The organism is Kosakonia sp. H02 (assembly GCA_030704225.1).
Lineage (GTDB): Bacteria > Pseudomonadota > Gammaproteobacteria > Enterobacterales > Enterobacteriaceae > Kosakonia.
Genome location: CP131915.1, coordinates 3704622 through 3724680 on the forward strand (window position 1 = coordinate 3704622; position 20059 = coordinate 3724680).

General features: G+C 53.2%; 20 protein-coding genes. 1 reads left to right on the plus strand and 19 read right to left on the minus strand.

Going from position 1 to position 20059, the window contains the following annotated elements; genetic code table 11:
• Window positions 1–15 precede the first annotated feature (15 nt).
• On the plus strand, window positions 16–1266 hold the full coding sequence (locus Q5705_17355; protein ID WLI76329.1) for a FliC/FljB family flagellin: 1251 nt from the start codon (window positions 16–18) through the stop codon (window positions 1264–1266).
• 743 nt (window positions 1267–2009) lie between these two features.
• Here Q5705_17355 and cheW read toward each other — a convergent pair.
• From cheW to flgB, 19 genes are all read right to left on the minus strand, one after another.
• Window positions 2010–2516, minus strand: a complete 507-nt coding sequence (gene cheW / locus Q5705_17360; GenBank protein WLI76330.1) for a chemotaxis protein CheW — start codon at window positions 2514–2516, stop codon at window positions 2010–2012.
• 38 nt (window positions 2517–2554) lie between these two features.
• Window positions 2555–4531 (minus strand): chemotaxis protein CheA, encoded by a 1977-nt coding sequence (cheA, locus tag Q5705_17365; protein WLI76331.1) that lies wholly within the window; start codon window positions 4529–4531, stop codon window positions 2555–2557.
• The gene (gene motB / locus Q5705_17370; GenBank protein ID WLI76332.1) at window positions 4531–5490 is read right to left on the minus strand and encodes a flagellar motor protein MotB; all 960 of its coding nucleotides are present in this window, start codon (window positions 5488–5490) and stop codon (window positions 4531–4533) included. The genes cheA and motB overlap by 1 nt, the downstream gene beginning before the upstream one ends.
• Window positions 5487–6380: a flagellar motor stator protein MotA gene (gene motA, locus Q5705_17375; protein ID WLI76333.1), complete on the minus strand. Its 894-nt coding sequence runs from the start codon at window positions 6378–6380 to the stop codon at window positions 5487–5489. Before motA ends, motB begins: the two co-directional genes overlap by 4 nt.
• Window positions 6381–6452: 72 nt before the next feature.
• Window positions 6453–7001, minus strand: a complete 549-nt coding sequence (flhC, locus tag Q5705_17380; protein ID WLI76334.1) for a flagellar transcriptional regulator FlhC — start codon at window positions 6999–7001, stop codon at window positions 6453–6455.
• 14 nt (window positions 7002–7015) lie between these two features.
• Window positions 7016–7363, minus strand: coding sequence for a flagellar transcriptional regulator FlhD (gene flhD / locus Q5705_17385; GenBank protein WLI76335.1), 348 nt, complete (start codon window positions 7361–7363; stop codon window positions 7016–7018).
• A 91-nt stretch (window positions 7364–7454) separates the two neighbouring features.
• Complete coding sequence (locus Q5705_17390) at window positions 7455–8183, minus strand: RNA polymerase sigma factor FliA (GenBank protein ID WLI76336.1); 729 nt, start codon at window positions 8181–8183, stop codon at window positions 7455–7457.
• A gap of 128 nt (window positions 8184–8311) precedes the next feature.
• Complete coding sequence (locus tag Q5705_17395; GenBank protein WLI76337.1) at window positions 8312–9973, minus strand: methyl-accepting chemotaxis protein; 1662 nt, start codon at window positions 9971–9973, stop codon at window positions 8312–8314.
• Between the two features lie 121 nt (window positions 9974–10094).
• Window positions 10095–11018, minus strand: a complete 924-nt coding sequence (flgL, locus tag Q5705_17400) for a flagellar hook-associated protein FlgL (protein ID WLI76338.1) — start codon at window positions 11016–11018, stop codon at window positions 10095–10097.
• A gap of 48 nt (window positions 11019–11066) precedes the next feature.
• On the minus strand, window positions 11067–12707 hold the full coding sequence (gene flgK / locus Q5705_17405; protein WLI76339.1) for a flagellar hook-associated protein FlgK: 1641 nt from the start codon (window positions 12705–12707) through the stop codon (window positions 11067–11069).
• A 103-nt stretch (window positions 12708–12810) separates the two neighbouring features.
• On the minus strand, window positions 12811–13770 hold the full coding sequence (gene flgJ / locus Q5705_17410; GenBank protein WLI76340.1) for a flagellar assembly peptidoglycan hydrolase FlgJ: 960 nt from the start codon (window positions 13768–13770) through the stop codon (window positions 12811–12813).
• Window positions 13770–14888: a flagellar basal body P-ring protein FlgI gene (locus Q5705_17415; GenBank protein WLI76341.1), complete on the minus strand. Its 1119-nt coding sequence runs from the start codon at window positions 14886–14888 to the stop codon at window positions 13770–13772. Before Q5705_17415 ends, flgJ begins: the two co-directional genes overlap by 1 nt.
• Window positions 14889–14895: 7 nt before the next feature.
• Window positions 14896–15555 (minus strand): flagellar basal body L-ring protein FlgH, encoded by a 660-nt coding sequence (locus Q5705_17420; protein WLI79056.1) that lies wholly within the window; start codon window positions 15553–15555, stop codon window positions 14896–14898.
• Window positions 15556–15658: 103 nt separating this feature from the next.
• A complete protein-coding gene (gene flgG, locus Q5705_17425; GenBank protein ID WLI76342.1) occupies window positions 15659–16441 on the minus strand; it encodes a flagellar basal-body rod protein FlgG in 783 nt (260 codons plus the stop codon).
• A gap of 23 nt (window positions 16442–16464) precedes the next feature.
• Window positions 16465–17211, minus strand: coding sequence for a flagellar basal body rod protein FlgF (locus Q5705_17430; GenBank protein WLI76343.1), 747 nt, complete (start codon window positions 17209–17211; stop codon window positions 16465–16467).
• 6 nt (window positions 17212–17217) lie between these two features.
• Window positions 17218–18417 (minus strand): flagellar hook protein FlgE, encoded by a 1200-nt coding sequence (gene flgE / locus Q5705_17435; GenBank protein ID WLI76344.1) that lies wholly within the window; start codon window positions 18415–18417, stop codon window positions 17218–17220.
• A 44-nt stretch (window positions 18418–18461) separates the two neighbouring features.
• Entirely contained in the window at window positions 18462–19178 is a 717-nt protein-coding gene (locus Q5705_17440; protein WLI76345.1) for a flagellar hook capping FlgD N-terminal domain-containing protein, read from the minus strand.
• A 10-nt stretch (window positions 19179–19188) separates the two neighbouring features.
• Window positions 19189–19593, minus strand: a complete 405-nt coding sequence (flgC, locus tag Q5705_17445; protein ID WLI76346.1) for a flagellar basal body rod protein FlgC — start codon at window positions 19591–19593, stop codon at window positions 19189–19191.
• 8 nt (window positions 19594–19601) lie between these two features.
• The gene (gene flgB, locus Q5705_17450) at window positions 19602–20015 is read right to left on the minus strand and encodes a flagellar basal body rod protein FlgB (protein ID WLI76347.1); all 414 of its coding nucleotides are present in this window, start codon (window positions 20013–20015) and stop codon (window positions 19602–19604) included.
• Window positions 20016–20059 lie beyond the last annotated feature (44 nt).

Here is a 20059-nt window from a genome sequence, read left to right on the forward strand (position 1 = left end):
GTATAAGGAAACCCCATGTCCCAGGTTATTAATACCAACGCCCTTAGCCTCGTCGCTCAGAACAACCTGAATAAATCTCAGGGCTCTCTGGGTACCGCAATTCAGCGTCTGTCTTCTGGTCTGCGTATTAACAGCGCAAAAGACGATGCAGCAGGTCAGGCGATCTCTAACCGTTTCACCGCTAACATCAACGGCCTGAGCCAGGCTTCCCGTAACGCCAACGATGGTATCTCCATTGCGCAGACCACTGAAGGCGCGTTGAACGAAATCAACGACAACCTGCAAAACATCCGTCGTCTGTCTGTACAGGCGCAGAACGGTACTAACTCTGATTCTGACCGTCAGTCCATCCAGGACGAAATCGACGCGCGTCTGTCTGAGATCAACCGTATCTCTGAACAAACTGAATTCAACGGCGTGAAAGTTCTGAGCAAAGACCAGAGCCTGTCTATTCAGGTTGGTTCTAACGATGGCCAGACTATCGATATCGAACTGAGCAAAATGGATTCCAGCACTCTGAGCATGGACGGTTTCACCGTTGCCAGCGGTGTTGATACCACCAAACTGACTGCTTCAACTGACATCAATGTTAAAGTTGCCGTTGCCGATGACCTGAGCAACGTGGTTGAAGGTAGTGGCGGTACCGTTACTGCAACTGAAGTGGTATCTGGCTCTGACGGTAAAGCTTACGTTGTTGGTGACGACGGTCAATACTACGAAGCACGCGCTAACGCCCAGGGTGACGGTCTTGAGTGGAATTCCACGGCTCCGGCAACCATTGGCGCTGATGTCACCATGAGCGCTGATAAAACGGGTTCTTCTGTTGAAGCTGCTCAGACCGCTCAAATGGGTACTGTTACTGAAGACCTGATGACCGATGGCGCAGGTAACTTCTACCTGCAAGACGCTACCAGCGGCAATGTGTACGCAGTTACTTCGGACGAAACGGGTGTTATTACCAAAGGTGAAAAACTGTCTACCGCTCAGGCAACTGACGATCCGCTGACCAAAATCGATGACGCGCTGGCGCAGGTTGATGAAATGCGTTCTGGTCTGGGTGCGGTACAGAACCGTTTCGCTTCTGTAATCAGCAACCTGAACAACACCGTTAACAACCTGTCTGAATCTCGCTCCCGTATCCTGGATGCTGACTTCGCTTCTGAAGTTTCTGAAATGAGCCGCGCGAACATTCTCCAGTCTGCTGGTACTACCGTACTGGCTCAGGCTAACCAGGTTCCGCAGAACGTACTGTCTCTGCTGCGTTAATTTCTGGTGCTTAAGGCAGGTTTCCCTGCCTTATCATTCAACCGCCCACGCTATTGGGCGGTTTTTTTGTATCTGCGGTTTGTGCATTCCCTCCCTTTCCTTTCATCCACCACAACGCTGCCTGGAGTATTGCGTAGCCTTGTAGGTCGGATAAGGCGTTAGCCGCCATCCGGCGAAATGCCCGGAGCACTGATGCCTGATGGCGCTTCGCTTATCAGGCCTACGGACCATTCAGCCATACAGCCGTTATTTATTAGCGCGAATCTTACAGCGATGGGGTTGAGTCCCCGCCGAAATCGGCGAACCGAAGCGTGAATGACAAGGTCTGGACGCCAGGGATGGCGGCCAGAGGCGAACCGAGACAGGAGCGAGTCCCGGTACGGGGCGAGTAAGTCGAGTCGAGCCGACCGCAGGCAGACACGCGGGAGGTGAGCGCAGTGCGAAGCACCGATTTCCCTGCGGGGCCGCGGGGATTGACAAGGGGAGCGCGGTGCTCCCCTTGTCCCGTTCACCGTATGTAGCGCTTCTGAAACTACTGAACGCCTGGTGAACGGAACCATTCCACAGCCGTTACATACATGCGTATGTAGCGCTTCTGAAACTACTGAACGCCTGGTGAACGGAACCATTCCACAGCCGTTACATACATGCCGGATGGCGCCCCCCCAACCCCAAACAACAGGCAACAAAAAAGCCCTTCCCGTTGCCGGGAAAGGCTTTTTCACACTAAAAGGAGGAGTGACTTAGAAAGAGGCTTCGGTCACGCGCTCAATCAATTCCATCTCTTCGCTGTTCAGCAGCTTCTCGATATCAACCAGAATCAGCATACGTTCATCCAGCGAGCCGAGGCCCAGCAGATACTGCGTGGAGAGGGTTACGGTATATTCCGGTGCAGGTTTGATCTGCGCGGCGTTCAGCGCCAGCACATCAGACACGCCGTCAACCACGATACCCACCACGCGGCCGCTATCGAGGCTCAGCACAATCACCACGGTATTGTGATCAAACTCAGCGGAACCCAGGATAAACTTCACGCGCAAATCGACAATCGGCACAATCACGCCGCGCAGGTTGGTCACACCGGCGATAAAATCCGGCGTATTCGCAATGCGCGTCACGCGATCGTAACCGCGGATCTCTTGCACTTTCAGGATCTCAATCCCGTACTCTTCATTGCCGAGGGTGAAAACCAGGAATTCATTCCCGGTATTGTCGCCGGTAAGCTGTTTGTCTGTGTCAGATAAATTCATCTCATCACCTATTCAAAAATTCTTTTCGCACGTTGCTGTCAGCGGGCTTTCGCGCTTTTTGCCAACGTCGTTAACACGGCCACATCCAGAATCAGTGCCACACTGCCGTCGCCAAGAATGGTCGCTGCGGAAATACCCGGAATTTTGCGGTAGTTCTGCTCAAGGTTTTTCACCACCACCTGGTGTTGACCAATCAACTGATCGACCAGCAAGGCATAGCGGCTACCGGCGCTCTGGACGATCACGGCAATCCCTTCGCTGATGTCGTAATCCGCTTCGTGAACGCCAAACAGCGTGCCCAACTCAACCAACGGCAGATACTCTTCACGCACCTGCAACATGCGTTCGCCACCGGTCATGCGGTGCAGCGTATTTTCAGAGAGCATCAGGGATTCCATCATGCTGCCCAGCGGCAGAACGTAGATTTCAGAACCGACACGCACTGACATGCCATCAAGAATGGCCAGCGTTAACGGCAGAATGATGCGGATCTTCGAACCGCGTCCGTGGTCAGAGTGGATCGTCACATGGCCGCCCATCTCCTGGATATTACGGCGCACCACGTCCATGCCGACGCCACGACCTGAAACATCGGTCACTTTTTCGGCGGTGGAGAAGCCCGGGGCGAAAATCAGCATCCAGACATCTTCATCACTCATGTTGTCGCTGATGGCCATCCCCTGCTGCTGTGCGCGGGCGAGGATCTTCTCGCGGTTCAGGCCTGCGCCATCATCGGTAACTTCAATGATGATATTGCCGCCATGATGTTCCGCCGAGAGCACCAGGTTCCCTTTGTCGGCTTTGCCGTTTGCCCGGCGAACTTCCACCGGTTCAATCCCATGATCGAGGCTGTTTCGCACCAGGTGCGTCAGCGGATCGACAATCTGTTCAATCAGGCGCTTATCCAGCTCAGCGGAACCGCCGACCAGCGTCAGCTCCACTTCTTTATTCAGCTTACCGGCGAGATCGTGCACCAGGCGCGGGAAGCGGCTAAAGACATAATCCATAGGCATCATGCGAATGGACATGACCGATTCCTGCAAATCGCGGGCATTACGTTCTAACTGGCCGATGGTGCTCAGCAACGTGTCGTGGGTCGAGGAATCCAGCACGCCGGAAAGCTGAGAAAGCATCGCCTGGGTGATGATAAGCTCGCCGACCTGGTTGATTATCTGGTCGACCTTCTCCACCGCCACACGGATGCTGCTGGCTTCCGCCTGCTGCGGTTTCGCGCGGTTATTCTCCGGGCGCGTGGTACGGGGCGCGGGCGCAGCGTTTGCTTGCGCGGGTGCTTGCGTTTCACTGGCGGGAACGGGCGCTTCTTCAGCGGGAGCCGGAGAAATCGCAATCTGATCGGGTTCCAGAATAAAACACAGCACGGCGAGGATATCGTCAGCCGTGGCGGTAGTTTCCAGGATCAGTTGCACGTTCTCTTTTTCGATCTGCACGGCGCTAACGCGGCCCAGGTTGCCGAGCTCATCAAGCAACGGCTGCTGATCGTCTTCTTTAATATTGTTCAGCACCACCAGTAAACGCCCGTCATCGGGCTTCGGCGCTGCCGCTACCGGTGCCGCAGCGGGTTCCGCCATCGCGGGCGTGACAACCTCTGCGGGCAAGCTCGACGGTTCTGCGCTATCAAGAGCAATCTGGCGCAGCGCTTCACAAATATAGAGGAAGGTTTCCTGATCGGGTTCTGCGGAGGCTTTATAGGCGTCCAGTTGGTCCTGCATAATATCTTTGCTCTCCAGAAACAGATCGCGGATCGGGTCGTTAATCTGCAATTTACCGCTACGCACATCATCCAGCAGGTTTTCCAGGATATGCATGGTTTGTTGTAAAACAGAGAAACCGAACGTGCCCGCCCCGCCTTTTATGGAGTGCGCGGCACGAAATATGGCATTCAGGACTTCTCTGTCCGGTGAGTCGAGATCGAGTTCCAGCAGATACTTTTCCATATCTGCCATCAGCTCATCCGCCTCATCGAAAAAGGCCTGATAAAAATCGCTAATATCCATCACTTGATCTCCTCAGGAGCGCTTTTTACGCGGGGTTCAGCCGCCACTGCGCCGCGGGTTGGCCGGGCAGCATTGGTCGCCGGGGCTTTCTGGCTCGCGGGAGACGAAACCAGGGTGTCACGTAAAAGCACGTCTTCTTGCATGATCTGTTTTTCTTTCTGCTGGCTTAACACCAGGATACTGATACGACGGTTGATAGGATCGGCCGCATCGGAGCCGGCCTGCATCATGGTGTCTGCCGTTCCTATCACCCGAATGAATTTTTTACTGGCAAGCCCGGCAGCGGCCAGAATGCGTCGCGACGCATTGGCACGATCGGAAGAGAGCTCCCAGTTGCTGTAGCCCTGTTCGCCATTGGCGTAGGGAAGTGAGTCCGTATGGCCGGTCAGAATGATGCGGTTAGACATATCGTTGAGCACCGGCACCAGCGCTTGCAGAATATTCACCATATAGCTTTCCGGCGTTGGACGACCAACCTTAAACATCGGCCGGTCGGCGCTGTCGGTGATTTGCAGTAACAGCCCATCATTGGTGAGGGAAAGCCGCAGGTTGGAGGTGAAGTTATTCAGCCGCGGGTCGACCTCAATCAGGCTTTCCAGCTTTTCTCTGGCCCGTTTCAGGTTGGCTTCGCTCTTTTTCGCATCCAGTTTCTGAAGGGTTTTCTTGAACACTTCGCCATCTTGCTTGAGCGCATCATCCCCGCCGCCGGGGATCAGGCTGTCGCTAAGACTTGCGTTGGGGCCATTTGCCAGCGTGTTTTTAAGCGGTACTTTGAAGTACTCGGCAATTTGCTGGCGCTGCTCCGGGCTGGAAGATGAGAGCAACCACATCACGAGGAAAAAGGCCATCATCGCGGTCATAAAGTCCGCGTAGGCAATTTTCCATGAGCCGCCGTGCGAACCATGCGCTTTTTTTATGGTCTTGCGAACGACGATGGTTTCGCCAGGCTTCTTTTTCATGCTGAATCACCCGCAGAGGCTGAGGCGTTAGATGAGGAGCGCACTTCACGCACATGGTCTTCCAGTTCGGCGAAGCTCGGGCGCTCGGTGGAGAAGAGCGTTTTGCGGCCAAATTCAACGGCGATTTGCGGCGCGTAGCCATTAATGCTGGAAAGCAGCGTGGTTTTGATGCACTCCATCATCTTCAGGTGTTCCGCGCTGCGTTGACGCAGCAAGGTTGCCAGGGGCAGAACCATGCCGTATGCCAACAGGATACCGAGGAAGGTTCCCACCATGGCGTGGGCAATCAAGGCACCCAGTTCCGCAGCCGGGCGATCCGCCGCCGCCAGGGCGTTTACCACCCCCATTACCGCTGCCACAATACCGAACGCTGGCAGACCATCGCCGACGGCGTTCAGGCTGTGCGCCGGGACTTCGTGCTCGTGCTCGCAGGTCTCGATCTCTTCATCCATCAACGCTTCCATTTCGAAGGCGTTCATGTTGCCGCTGACCATCAAACGCAGATAGTCGACGATAAAGTTCATGATATCGGCATCAGCCAATAGCCGCGGGTAGGCCGAGAAAATCGGGCTGTTCTGCGGATCTTCAATATCGTTTTCCAGCGCAACCAGCCCGCTCTGGCGGCTTTTTGCCAGCAACAGGTAGAGCATCGCCAACAAATCGAGATAGAGCGATTTGGTGAAATGGGAACCTTTAAACAAAGTGGGGAAGGCTTTTAAGGTTGCACGGATCGCTTTGCCGTTATTACCGACAATAAAAGCCCCGACCCCGGCACCACCGATAATTAAAAGTTCGGTAGGCTGAAATAATGACATGAGGTTACCGCCGCTCAGCATAAAACCGCCAAATACGGTGGCGAGAACGACGACATAGCCAATTATGACTAACACTTCAACTCCTTAATAATTGAGAAAATATCCTGCCACTCTGATTGCAAACAGCGCAGCATGTCAGGGCGGGTTTTACTGCCGCTGATTCATGAGCGATCGTTCCGGGCGAGCGCGTTTAATTGCCCGTGAAGGCGGAAAACATAAACTACAGGTAAAAATACTGTTGGTATTTTCCGGCGTGGTAATAAAGCGCCCGCCACAGGTGCAGCACTCCGTATGTTTAATCATGCCGCAGTCAATAAAGCGCAGCAGCGTCCATGCACGTGTTAACCCTAATACAGGTTTTGTCTCGGTACCGTTCAGGCTATTTTCCAGATACAGACGATAGCCTTTGAGCATAATTTCGACGGGACGGCCCGTTTCCGTCTTTTGCAAATAACAATAGATGTTATAAAAAATTGACGAGTGGATATTTTGTTCCCACGCCATATACCAGTCTGTGGAAAACGGCAACATGCCTTTCGGCGGCGAACAGCCTTTGAGTTCTTTATACAGTTTTAACAACCTTCTGCGACTCAAACTGGTTTCGCTTTCCAGAACCTGCATCCTTGCGCCAAAAGAAATTAATTCCATGGCAATCTGCGCATCCCTGATTTCCGACATTATGCTTTTTTCACACATCATAAACTCCGCTTTCAGGTTGTCGACGGCTCTTCCCCAGAAAGAGAATTAAGCAAATCAGTAGATAAGATGATTCCGGTATGGATACTCTGCAAAGCATCAATACGGGAATCCTTGGTTAAACAATCAAGGACCGTTTCATTGTCAATACGCAACTGGCAAATTAACTGGCCGGTCGATGAAAGCTTTATAAGCTGAGGAAACGTCAGTCCCTTCACGATATCAATCGTGGCTTCGCTTAAACCAAGTCGAAATTTTGCAGCAAATCTGTCTTCCAGAATCAAACGCTGTGCCAGCAGCAAATAAGAAAGATTCATATCCCGGATACACTGCATTGGCTCATCAAAATTTGCTACGTTCATTACAACTGCCCCTTGTATAGGTAACGCACAATGCAGCTACCGTCCTGTACTTCGTAATCAATGAGTAACAACTTAATGTTGTTTATTTTTATTATTCCCAGCCTCGCCCTTCCAGGCGCGCACGTAACCGTTTAATGGTTTGGCTGTGTAACTGGCTCACGCGTGTTTCCGTAATCCCCAGCAGTGAACCCACCTCCTTCATATTCAACTCTTGTTGATAATATAAATTCAGTAACATCTGTTCGCGCTCGGGAAGCTCCCTTATTTCCTGGCTAATCTGCCGGGTTAAATCACCCAGCACAGCATCGTTTAACGGATCCAGGTGGTCCTGCTCCATTTCCGCCAGTTCTACACCGTCTGCCAGTAATTCCTGCAATTCATCCAGTGAACAGAGCATGCTGGTATTGGTATCCGCCAGGATTTGCTGATATTCCTGTAAGGTCATTCCTAATTCTGCGGCAACATCAGATTCCGATGCCGCGCCACCGGAGCGTTGTTCAACGCGCATAATGGCAGAGGAGACTTCGCGGGTTTTACGACGAACGCGTCGGGGCACCCAATCATGTTCGCGTAATTCATCCATAAATGCCCAACGCAAACGTTGGGCAATATAGACACTGAGTTTGACCCCTTTTTTGGGGTCAAATTGTTCAATAGCATCAAGAAGAGCAATTGCACCGGCCTGAATAAGATCGTCGAGTTCAACACTTGCCGATAATCTTGATTGCAATTTCAGCGCTTCATAGCGAACTAAATAACCATACTTAGCCCACAACTGCTCTTTTTGAATTGTCCCCTCAGGGCTGTATAAACCATTCACTATTACAATTTCCGGGATGATAATAATAGAATGAAATTATTATTGATTATCGCCAAATCAAATAGCCTGATAAGAAACCGGAAAGTGAAACATATTGCGACTTTATTCAGCACGTCAGGCACCATCAATTAAAATGTTTCCCAATCCCCTTCGGATTTTTTTACGGGAGCATATTCTTTGCGGGTGGATGAAATAACCGGTCGCACCGTTTCCATTCCGTGTTTCTCACGAGCAACGGCTGAAACATGGTGTTCGTTAACGGTAAACTGCGCCACAATTTCATCGAGATCGCTGGCATGTTGCTCAACACTGGTCGCCGTTTTCGCGGCATTTTCCACCATTTGGGCGTTCTGCTGGGTCACCAGATCCATTTCGTTGACGGCCTGCGCAATCTGGTTAATGCCGGTGCTTTGCTCATCAGAGGCAGAGGTAATTTCCGCCATGATGTCGGTAACCTGCATCACAGATTTAACGATTTCCTGCATGGAAGAACCGGCCAGTTCCACTTCCTGCGAACCGGTGTTCATATTGGCAACACAGGTGTTAATCAGTTGGCGGATCTCTTTCGCCGCATCGGCACTGCGTTTCGCCAGGTTACGGACTTCACCCGCTACCACCGCAAAACCGCGACCCTGCTCACCGGCACGCGCCGCTTCAACCGCTGCGTTGAGCGCCAGGATGTTGGTCTGGTTAGCAATGCTATCAATTACGCTGTTGATGTCGGCAATTTGACGGGAGTTGACGGTAATTTCCGTCATGATTTTGTCAAGATTACTCATCACTTCGCCGCCCTTCTGCGCGCTCACGCTGGCGCTTTCAGCCAGTTGTTGCGCACTGTGGGCGTTGTCGGCGTTCTGACGAACGGTGATTTTCAGCTCTTCCATGCTGGCTGCGGTTTCTTGCAGCGCGGAAGCCTGCTGTTCAGTACGGGAAGAAAGATCGTTGTTGCTGGTCGCGATTTCCTGCGCATTGGTATAGATGTGCTTCACGCCATTGCGGATGCCATAAACCGTGTCGGTCAGGGATTGGCGCATACTTTCAACTTCAACGAGCATTTTGCCGATTTCGTTCTGTGCGCCCGCGTCAATTTTGGCACTCAGGTTGCCGCCCGCAATAGACTGGAATGAAGCGATAGCCTGATCCAGACGATCGAAAATGGTGCGCTTGAGCCAGATACGGGAAATCACTGCGCTGATCACCGCCAGAACCAGGGCAATCATGGCAAAGAGAGACATACGCTGAGTATCAGCGCGAGCAGTATCACTGAAACCTGTTATCAGCTGTTCAGCATAGGTTAAGTACTTATCAGCACTCTCTTTCAATGCTACACGTTGTTTAGCTTCACCAACCAAATCACCGGTGTACCCGGCTGGGTTAGCGATGTAATTCGCCTTTTTCAGTGAAAAAGCCAGAACACTTTCAAAGCGTTTCTGGATATCTGCGGCGATAATGCGCTCTTCGTCGGTTTTAAAAGGGGTGGACATAAATTCATCCATCTCTTTTTCCGCGATGGTGAACATTTTTTTCGCGTTATCAATATCGCCTTGATCAAGCGGCTGGTTAAGCAGGGTCGACGTCATGCCAGCATTGACCTGCGCCATTGCCCCTGTCAGGCCAGAAACGGCGTTATTCAGGGTATCAATATTGGTACTGGTCAGTACGGCATCGTCAAAGTTACTTGAGGATGATTTAGAGCTGGTCAACGCATAGGTCGACACAGCAATAATACAAACGATTAACAGACCAAGCAGGAGATTAACTCCTGTGGATATTTTTAAGTCTTTAAACATAACGAAACCTAAGTAATAGGGAACACAATGAAATACCCGCACGCGGATATTTCATTTACGTATGTGCGTCTAATAACGTTCCCGTAACTTCCTACGGGATTAAAAATCAGAAGCGGAAAACTTATCCAACAACTTTGAAAATAGAGAGCTGCTGCATTGACTGAAATACCGTCATTGATGAGTTAAGCGCAAATTCCGACATCTTTGATTGCGATAACAGCGTAATCATTGAATCCCAATCCGATCCTAATGTTTCCTGCAATCGACTTGTCACATTGATACTCTGCGTTTCAGCACTGAACCCCAGGGATTCAATCTGCTGCAAATTCGTCCCGACCGTGGCGCGGACTTTGCCCAGGTTATCAATGTTTTTCTTGATGCTGACGTTCGCATCATCCAGCACAGCCTGTAAGGCATCGCGGTCGGCGTCGTTGGTCACCGGCTGCTTTAACTGCGCAATTGCGCTGTCGAGCGCTTTGAACAGATCGTCCTGCGAGCCGCTCATAAACACATCGTCACCAGTATGGCCGACCTGCATTTCAGTACTGTCGGAAACCACCTGCGTCATCGGCGTATCGCCGCCGATATAGGTGCCATCGTCCTGGAACGGTGCGGTTCCGGTTTTATAGCCAGCGAAAATATAGCGGCCATCGCTGTTTTTGGTGTTGGCCAAATCGAGCAGGTTATCGCGAATACCCTGCAACTCCTGCGCCAGCGCTGCGCGGTCTTCATCGGAGTAGGCCCCGTTACCACCGGCAACGATTTTTTGCGACAGGTTATCCGTCAGCAGGTTGGAGATGGAATCCAGCGTGCCATCTTCCTGAGCCAGCGCATCTTGCGCGTAGGTACGCGCGGTGTCGTACTGGCTCATGCGGGATAACGCAGTTTGTAATGTGACAGCCTGCGAAGCGCCGGTCGGATCATCAGACGGCTTCAGCAGAGTCTGGCCTGCGGAGAGACGCGTAGACAGGTCGTTATAGCCCGTCATCGCATCGCCCAGGCTGTCTATGCGGTTTTGAAATATATAACTTGTGCTAAGACGCATCGTTTATTCCTGATCGTAATGTAGGCTGCCCGGCTAAACCGGGCGCGCTTAACGAATACTTAAAATGGTGTCAAAAAGGGTCGTTGCGGTCTGGAGTACCTGCGCATTCGCCTGGTAGTACTGCGAGAACATTTGCAAGTTGACGTACTCTTCGTTGATATCGACACCCGACACAGACTGCTGCTGAAGCGCCCACTCATCGTAGACATTCGCCGATGTGGTGATATCCGCTTTTAAGGCACTGACCGAAGAACCGACAGAGCTCACCAGGCTGGCATACGCGCCGGAGAGCGTCTTACCGTCAACCACTTCCTCGTCTTTAATACCAATCATGTCGAGGATGTTTTCGTTATCACTCTGATCGTCCGGATCCGGAGATTTTGCCGCCGCAATCTGGTCGCCATCGGTAATGGCAACGGTAAGATTGTCTGCCGCGCCGTCGGTCGGGTTGATGATAAAGCTGTCGCCCGGCGTCGGTGTGCCGCCTGGGGTAATCGAAATACCTTCGAATTCCAGTTCGCCATTGCCGCCAATGGTAGGCGTAATGGTGCGACCATCGCTGGTGGTGATCGTCCAGTCGGTGCTGCCCGGCCCGTTATAGACCAGTTCGTAATCTTCAGATTTGACCGACGGGATATCCGTAAAGTCGACATCCAGCGAACCGGTACCGGTGTTGTTGATGTTGCCAACTGCTTCCGGTTTGCCGATGTTAAAAATATCGCCACCGGCATTGCCGTCGAGATCGTAGCCCTGGGCGTTAACCTCGTTGAATTTGTTAGCCATCTGCAACGCCAGCTGGTTGAGCTGATCGCGCGCGGAAACCAAATCTTCGTTGCGGAATTTAAACAGCCCGCCCAGTGAACCGGTGGTTTTCTCTTCATCAAGCGGCAGGGCATTGCCCGACGCGTCAACGTAAGCCACCACGGTGGTATTCGGATCGCTTTCCGATGCGCTGGCTTGCAGGTTGTAGGATTTGCCGCCGCTAACCAGCGCCATGCCGTTTTGCATGGAGACGCTAACCGCGCCGGTATCGGTGTTTTCATTAACCTTGATACCAATCTTTTCGCTTAACTGGCTGAGCAACTGATCGCGCTGGTCAAGCAAGTCCGCTGGCATACCGCCCGTCTGGCCGTGAACCTTCTCGATTTGCTTATTCAGCGTCGCCAGTTGTTTGGTATAGGAGTTGATATCGTCAACGGTCTGGGAAATTTGCGTGTTGGTGCTCTTTTCCAGGCCGTTTAATGTTTTGCTGTTGCTGCGATACTGGTTGGCAATCGCATTAAATTCCGCCAGTACGCCCTGACGCGCCGCCGGGTCAACCGGATCTTTACTGACCGATTCCATGGCTTCAAATAAGTTGTCCATGGTGGCGGAAATATTGTTAGTGGTATCGCCGAGCATGTCGTCAATTTGGCTGACCTGCTCGTAACGGCTGTTGAGGGAATAAAACTCGGTTGCCGCACCGCGTACCTGGTTGGTCATAAAACCGTTATAGGCGCGCTGGACATCACCCACTTTTACGCCATAGCCGAAAAAGCCATAACTCGTGGATTTCCCACCTGCCTCGCCCAGAATAATATTCTGGCGGCTATAGCCTGCTGTAGTGGCATTTGACAAGTTGTTACCCACCACATTTAACGCATTTTGCGCAGCGTTAAGCCCGGACTGGGCCAGATTGATTAAATTCATGTGTTATCGATCCTTACCAGAGGAGGAGGAGATAAGAAGCCCCCGATAAAATGAGTGTTCTCTATATTTATCGGCCCTGTAAAATTTCGCTAAAGTCCACAGCCTAAAATAATGAAGAAAAATCCGAAGAATAAGCATCCGCGGCCTCGCTCACCTTATTTCGCACTTGCTGAATGATATTGATCAATTTTTTCGCATATGCCGGATCCGTTGCATATCCGGCGGATTGCAACGCTTTTGCCGCTATTTCCGGCGTTTCCGATTTCACAACATTTTTATAACGAGGATTACGACTAATTAACGATGTATAATCTTCGAGCGCTTCGGCATAAGAGGAATAAACTTTAAATTTGTCTTTTATTTTCTGCGCCACACCACCTTCATATTCCGTGGTGGTTATTTCTGTCGTTTCGCCTTGCCAATCCGCCGTGGCTTTCACGCCAAATAAGTTATGGCTTGGTTTACCGTCGCGGGTGAGAATTTCTCGTTTACCCCAGCCGGATTCCAGCGCCGCCTGCGCAATAATTAATTGATGCGGAATGCCGCTTAAACGCCCCACCGCCATCGCCGGTGCCATCATGCGGGCAATAAAACCGCCGCCCGGAATAGCCGGTATTTCCGCTTGCGCAGCCTGCTCTTGTTCCGCCCGCTGTTCATCCGGGTCTGCTGGCTGCAAACGCAGCGGCACGCCAATAAAGCGTGCCGGACTAATATGTAGCGGAACTTCGCGCGTGGCGGTGACATTTTCGGCCACCGCTTCAGATTTGCCGGTCATCTGTTTGACCATCAGATCGGCAAAGCCCATTTTTCCCTTCTCGGCAATGTTCTGCGAAATCTGCTGGTCGTACAGCGAGGTGAACATCTCCGACTGCTGCGAATTAAATAAACCATCTTTGAAAGAGGCCTGACGCATGCTTTTCAGCATCATCTGTACGAACAGGCCTTCCATCTGTTTGGCGACCGCTTTCAGCGCCTCCGGCGACTGGTTACGTGCCGCCAGCTTTAATTGATCGAGGCTGTGGGCGTCAAACGCCGCCCCTTGCGGCACTGAAGGACCAATCATCAGTTAATCTCCAGGCGAGCATGCAGACAGCCAGCGGTTTTCATGGATTGCAGGATTGCCATCAAATCGTTTGGCGTCGCACCCAGGCTGTTTAACGCACGCACCACATTGTTCAAATCGGTGCTGGTGTTAACACGTTGCAGGGAACCATTTTGTTCACGTACCGAAAGCTGGGTATTCTGCGTGACCACGGTTTGCCCGCCCGCCAGCGGCGCATTCGGCTGATTCACCTGCTCGGTTTGCGCTACTTCTACCGTCAGATCGCCCTGCGCAACCGCACAGGAATCAAGTGAAACGTGACGGTTCATGACGACTGAGCCGGTACGCGAGTTAATGATGATGCGCGCATCGCCCGCATCCACGCGCAGCGGCAGATCCTGCACCGCTGCAAGGAAGCGCACGCGCGCTGCGCTGTCGGCAGGCGCACGCAAACTGACGGTACGCGCATCTTCTGCCACAGCGGCGCCTGCATAACGGCGGTTAATCGCATCGCTAATCTGCTGAGCCACGGTGAAATCATCCTGGTTCAGGCTCAGCTTCAGCGTGCTCTGCCCGGCAAACTGGGAAGGCACTTCGCGCTCAACTGTGGCGCCGTCGCTAATGCGCGCGCCGTTCAACTGGTTGACCTGCACCCGGTTGCCGCCCGCCTGGGCGCCTGCGCCAGAGACCAACAGGTTCCCCTGCGCCAGGGCGTAAATCTGGCTGTCCGCGCCTTTCAGCGGCGTCATCAGCAGCGTGCCGCCGCGCAGGCTTTTGGCGTTACCCATCGAGGAAACGACCACGTCAATTTTCTCACCTGGGCGGGCAAACGGCGGTAACTCCGCCGTGACCATTACCGCCGCGACGTTTTTAAGCTGCATGTTGACGCCCGCCGGTACGGTAATACCAAGCTGAGAGAGCATGTTATTCAGGCTCTGGGTGGTAAACGGCGTCTGCATGGTCTGGTCGCCGGTGCCGTCAAGGCCCACCACCAGGCCATATCCCATCAGGGAGTTGCCGCGAACGCCCTGAATGGTGGTTAAATCCCGGATCCGCTCTGCGCTGGCTGTCCCGGCAAAGAGCGCGGACAGGCAGCAGAACAGCGCCAGATAGCGGGTTAAAGAAGCAATTTTCATCATCAATCAATCAAAAAGGAGAAAGGTTAAGGAACATGCGTTGCAACCAGCCCATTTGCTGCGCTTCATTGATATAGCCGTTGCCGACATATTCGATGCGCGCATCCGCAACCTGGGTGGAGATAACGGTATTGCTCGCACTGATGGTGCGCGGGTTCACGATGCCGGAGAACCGGATAAATTCCGTGCCCTGGTTAATGGCAATTTGTTTTTCACCCACGACCGCCAGGTTGCCGTTTTCCAGCACCTGTTTCACCGTCACGGTAATCGTGCCGCTAAAGGTATTCTTCGCTGCCGCGCCGCCTTTACCGGCGAAATCGTTGGTTCCGCTGATAGACGCATCGGCTTTGCCGCGCCCAACCAGACCGTCCAGGAAACCTGGAACCGCAGTCACACCAACATCGGTCGAGCCATCGCGGGACGCGCTTGCGGATGAACTCTTGCTGGCGCTGACGTTTTCTTGCAGCGCAATGGTCAGCGTATCGCCGACATTTCGCGGACGGCGGTCTTCAAACATCGGTTGATAACCATAATTCATCGCCTGCCCTGTCTGAAAAATCGCGCCGTTAACCGATGCGGCAGCGACCGGCGCAGGTGCGGCAGAGGTTTCCCCCCCTACCAGTGGTTTTTGTGGAATATAGGCGCAGCCGGTAACCACAGACATCAACATGAATGTCGTAGCCAAACGACGCAGCGTTCTTACAGAGCAAGGGAGATAAGTCATTTCATTCACTACAGATAATGCAGACGCGAGCAGCACCCGCGGCCAGGGATCAAAGTTGTGACAATCGTTGAAGCATCTGGTCAGATGCCGAAACCGCTTTACTGTTAATTTCGTAGGCGCGCTGAGTCTGGATCATATTAACCAGCTCTTCCGCCACGTTAACGTTGGACGTTTCGACATAGCCCTGCTTCAGGGTGCCCGCGCCGTTCAAACCCGGCGTGGATTCATTCGGTGCACCCGACGACTGCGTTTCGCGATACAAGTTCTCGCCAATGCTTTCCAGACCGGATTCATTGATAAACGAGCTCAGGGTGAGCTGCCCTACCTGCTGCGGTGCGGTCTGACCCGGTACCGTGACGCTTACCGTACCGTCATTACCAATGGTCAGGCTCTGCGCATCCTGCGGAATAGTAATCGCCGGCTGAACCTGATAACCGCTGGAGGTCACCAACTGACCGTTCTGGTCAAACTGGAAAGAACCATCGCGGGTATAAGCCGTTGTGCCGTCCGGCAACAGGACCTGGAAGAAACCGCCGCCTTCAATCGCCACATCCTTGCTGTTGTTGGTCTGCGTCAGGCTGCCCTGGCTGTGAATACGCTCGGTTGCCACCGGGCGAACACCGGTACCCAGCTGTAAACCAGAAGGGATGGTGGTCTGCTCGGAAGATTGCGCACCCGGCTGGCGTAAGGTCTGATAAAGCAGATCTTCAAACACGGCACGCTGGCGTTTAAAGCCGTTGGTGCTGACGTTCGCCAGGTTGTTGGAAATCACATCCATATTGGTTTGCTGGGCTTCGAGGCCGGTTTTCGCAATCCACAGAGAACGGATCATGTTGTTTTTCTCCTTACCGAGGCTTAACTGGCGCTCAGTAACTGGTTGGCTTTCTGTTCGTTGTCATCAACAGTGGTGATGACTTTCATGTTCATGTCGAAACCGCGGGAGGTGGCGATCATCTCGACCATCGACTTCACCGGGCTGACGTTGCTGCCTTCCAGCATGCCGGGCATCAGACGCAGATCCGCATCGGCGGGAAGCACGGCGGCGGCGGCCGGGTCAGCGACGTGAAACAGACCGTCGTCGCCATTTTTCAGCGTGCCGGCTGGCGCGTTGACCATCTTCAGACGGCCAATTTGCGCCAGTGCCGAAGGTTCATCCCCTGCGCCGAGCGCGGTAATGGTGCCGTCGGCGGCAATGGTCAATTCCGACTGCGGCGGTACCTGAACCGGGCCGCCATCGCCGAGCAGCGGCATACCGCGTACCCGCAACTGACCTTCCGCATCCACTTCGATGTTGCCGTCTTTGGTGTAGCCTTCACTGCCATCGGGCAGTTGCACCGCCAGCCAACCGTTCTGCGGCATCGCCACATCAAGGTTGCGACCGGTAGCCAGCACCGCGCCCATGGTGTTGTCACTCCACGGCGTGGATTCCGTCACCATGGTGCGGGTTTCCACCGAGGGCCCGTGCACCGGGATCGCGCGATGAGCGGCGATCTGCGCACGAAAACCGGTGGTCGATGCGTTCGCCAGGTTGTTAGAAGTCACCGACTGGCGGTTAAGCGCTGCGTTAGCAGCGCCCATAGCGGTATAAATCGCGCGATCCATAAGGCGTTAACCCAGGTTAACCAGCGTTTGCAGAAGCTCAGACTGGGTCTTGATGGTCTGAGAGTTGGACTGGTAGTTACGCTGGTAAACAATCATGTTCACCATCTCTTTACTCAGATCCACGTTGGAGGCTTCCAGCATGTTGCCGCGCAGCGTCCCCAGGTTGCCGGTGTCCGAAATACCAATAACCGGCTGACCGGATTCCGGCGTTTCAGTCCAGCAGTTGTTACCGGCTGACTGTAAACCGCCCGGGTTGGTGAAGTTGCTCAGCACAACCTGACCCAGGATCTGGTTTTCGCCGTTGCTGTAAGAAGCGATGATCTGGCCGTTATCACCCACGGTGTAGCCGTTCATCAGTCCCGGCGGGTAACCGGTGGTGCTCGGGCTGTCCATGGTGTTTTCAGACGCCTGCTGGCTCAGACCCGAGAGATCGAGGTTGAAGTTCAGCGCCGCGCCGCCCTGGTAAGCCGCACCGTCCACGGTCAATTCAGCCGGGTTGGTGGTCAGTTTGCCGGAGGTGTCAAAGGTCAGGTTGACGGAACTTGTTGCGCCCGGAGAGGTGGAGTCCACGGAGTATGCGGTCCACTGGTTATCCGCCGTCTTCACGTAGTAAACGTTGATGGCGTGCTCGTTACCGAGGCTGTCGTAAGCGTTGACCTGGGTAGAGTAGGTGTAAGAATCACCGTCTGCCGGATCGAAAGGCGTCACCGTGACAATATCGTTACCTGAATCCAGGTTACCGGAAATGGAACCGGCGTCAGACGCACGCGCAGGCATCTGCCCGGTCGGGATCTGAATCGGCCCTACCGGCGCGCCCTGCTGGATCGCAGGCGGGGTACCGGTTGCCATATAACCGGTCAGACGCATGCCCTGGTTGTTGACCACATAGCCATTTTCGTCGGTCTGGAACTGACCATTACGGCTGTAAAACACGCGGCCAGCTTCCGTCACCATGCGGAAGAAACCGTTGCCCTGAATACCCATATCCAGCGGGCTGCTACCTGCGCCGAGAACGCCATCGCTGAAGTTCTGGTTCACACCGGCAACCTGCACACCCATACCGACCTGCGAGCCGGCAAACACATCGGCGAACGCTACAGAACCGGATTTAAAACCTACCGTCTGGGAGTTCGCGATGTTGTTACCCACTACGTCCAGCGCCTGCGAGGAGGCGTTTAAGCCACTAAGGCCTTGAGAAAAACTCATTTGCTAACTTCCTGTGCGCGTACCGCGCAAATCTGAATGAAAAATTATTCGATGAGGTAAACTTCACCGAGCGTCGCTGTGCCATCTATGCCCAGTTGCAGTACCGCACCGGAATTGGTAAAGGAGACGCTCTGCACTTTCGCCGGTTTCAGCGCGGTGATCGTTGGCGTGCTGCCATCGGCGTTCGTTGCGGAGAACGACACGTTGAAGCTGGTATCAGCCTGCGCACGCGGATCGCTCGGCTGGAAATCTTCAAAATCATCCAGCGTGTATTGATGCACGCCTGCTTCCACGTCTTTCAGCTTCGCGGTGTAAGCATTCCCGGCGGGATCCGTCAGCGTGACGGTGACTTCATCCGCATCGCTATTCAGGGAAAGCCCCACTTTCTGGTTACCGTCCTGCGCGGTAGACACCGACGGTTCGCCTTCAATCATGATGTCGCGGCCAACCCAGTCAGCGGAGTTCATCTGCTGCATACTGGCGACCAACGATCCCATGCTGTTCATGGTGGTGTTGAGCTGCTCAACGCCCGCCGCGGTGTTGAACTGCGCCAGCTGAGCGGTCAGCTGGTTGTTGTCCATCGGGCTTGTGGGATCCTGGTTTTGCATCTGCGCAACCAGCAGCGTCATAAAGTTATTCAGCAAGTCGTCCGCGCTGGAACCTGTATCCACACTGGAAGAACTGGTGGTGTTGGTTTCCGACGTCGACCTGGTTTTTGCCGTCGTCGTGGCGCTTTGCGTCATTACCGGTGAAATTGCCATTTTTTAATCCTTACTGGCCCAGAGTCAGCGTTTTCAGCATCAGGCTTTTTGCCGAGTTCATCACTTCGACGTTGGCCTGATAGCTGCGCGATGCAGAAATGGTGTTGACCATTTCACCCACCACATCGACGTTCGGCATATGTACATAGCCTTTCGCGTCTGCCAGCGGGTTGCCAGGTTCATACACCAGACGATCGGGGTCTGTGGATTCAGTAATACCGCTTACTTTCACGCCGCCAATTTCCTGACCGGCTGCGTTATCGACATTGAATACCACCTGACGGGCGCGATAAGGCTGACCATCTGGCCCGGCAATACTGTCGGCGTTTGCCATATTACTTGCACTTACGTTAAGTCGTTTTGACTGGGCGGCCATTGCCGAACCTGAAATATCGAAAACACTAAACAGCGACATGAAAATTATTAACCCTGGTTAATGACGCCCATCAAACCTTTAATTTGAGCGCCGAGGATGGTTAAGCTCGTTTGATACTTAACGTTGTTATCTGCGAAATTAACGCGTTCACGATCCATATCCACCGTATTACCGTCAGCGCTTGGCTGATCCGGAATACGATAAAGTAATTGTTGATCGTCCATTTTTGGTACCACGCCGGGAATATGTTTCCCGGATGTTAGAGCTAATGTTAATGGATTATTGTTTCGCGTTTCCTGCGTCATCGCTTTTTTCAATTCTTTTGAAAAATCAATGTCTCGCGCCTGGTAACCCGGCGTGTCGGCATTCGCGATATTGGAGGCTAAAATATCCTGTCGCCGCGACATCAGGCTTAATGCCTGCTGCTGGAAACGCAATTCATTATCAAGTTTATCAAACATGAAATGACTCGCCTGGCTCATTAATTGATTACGGGACATAGTCT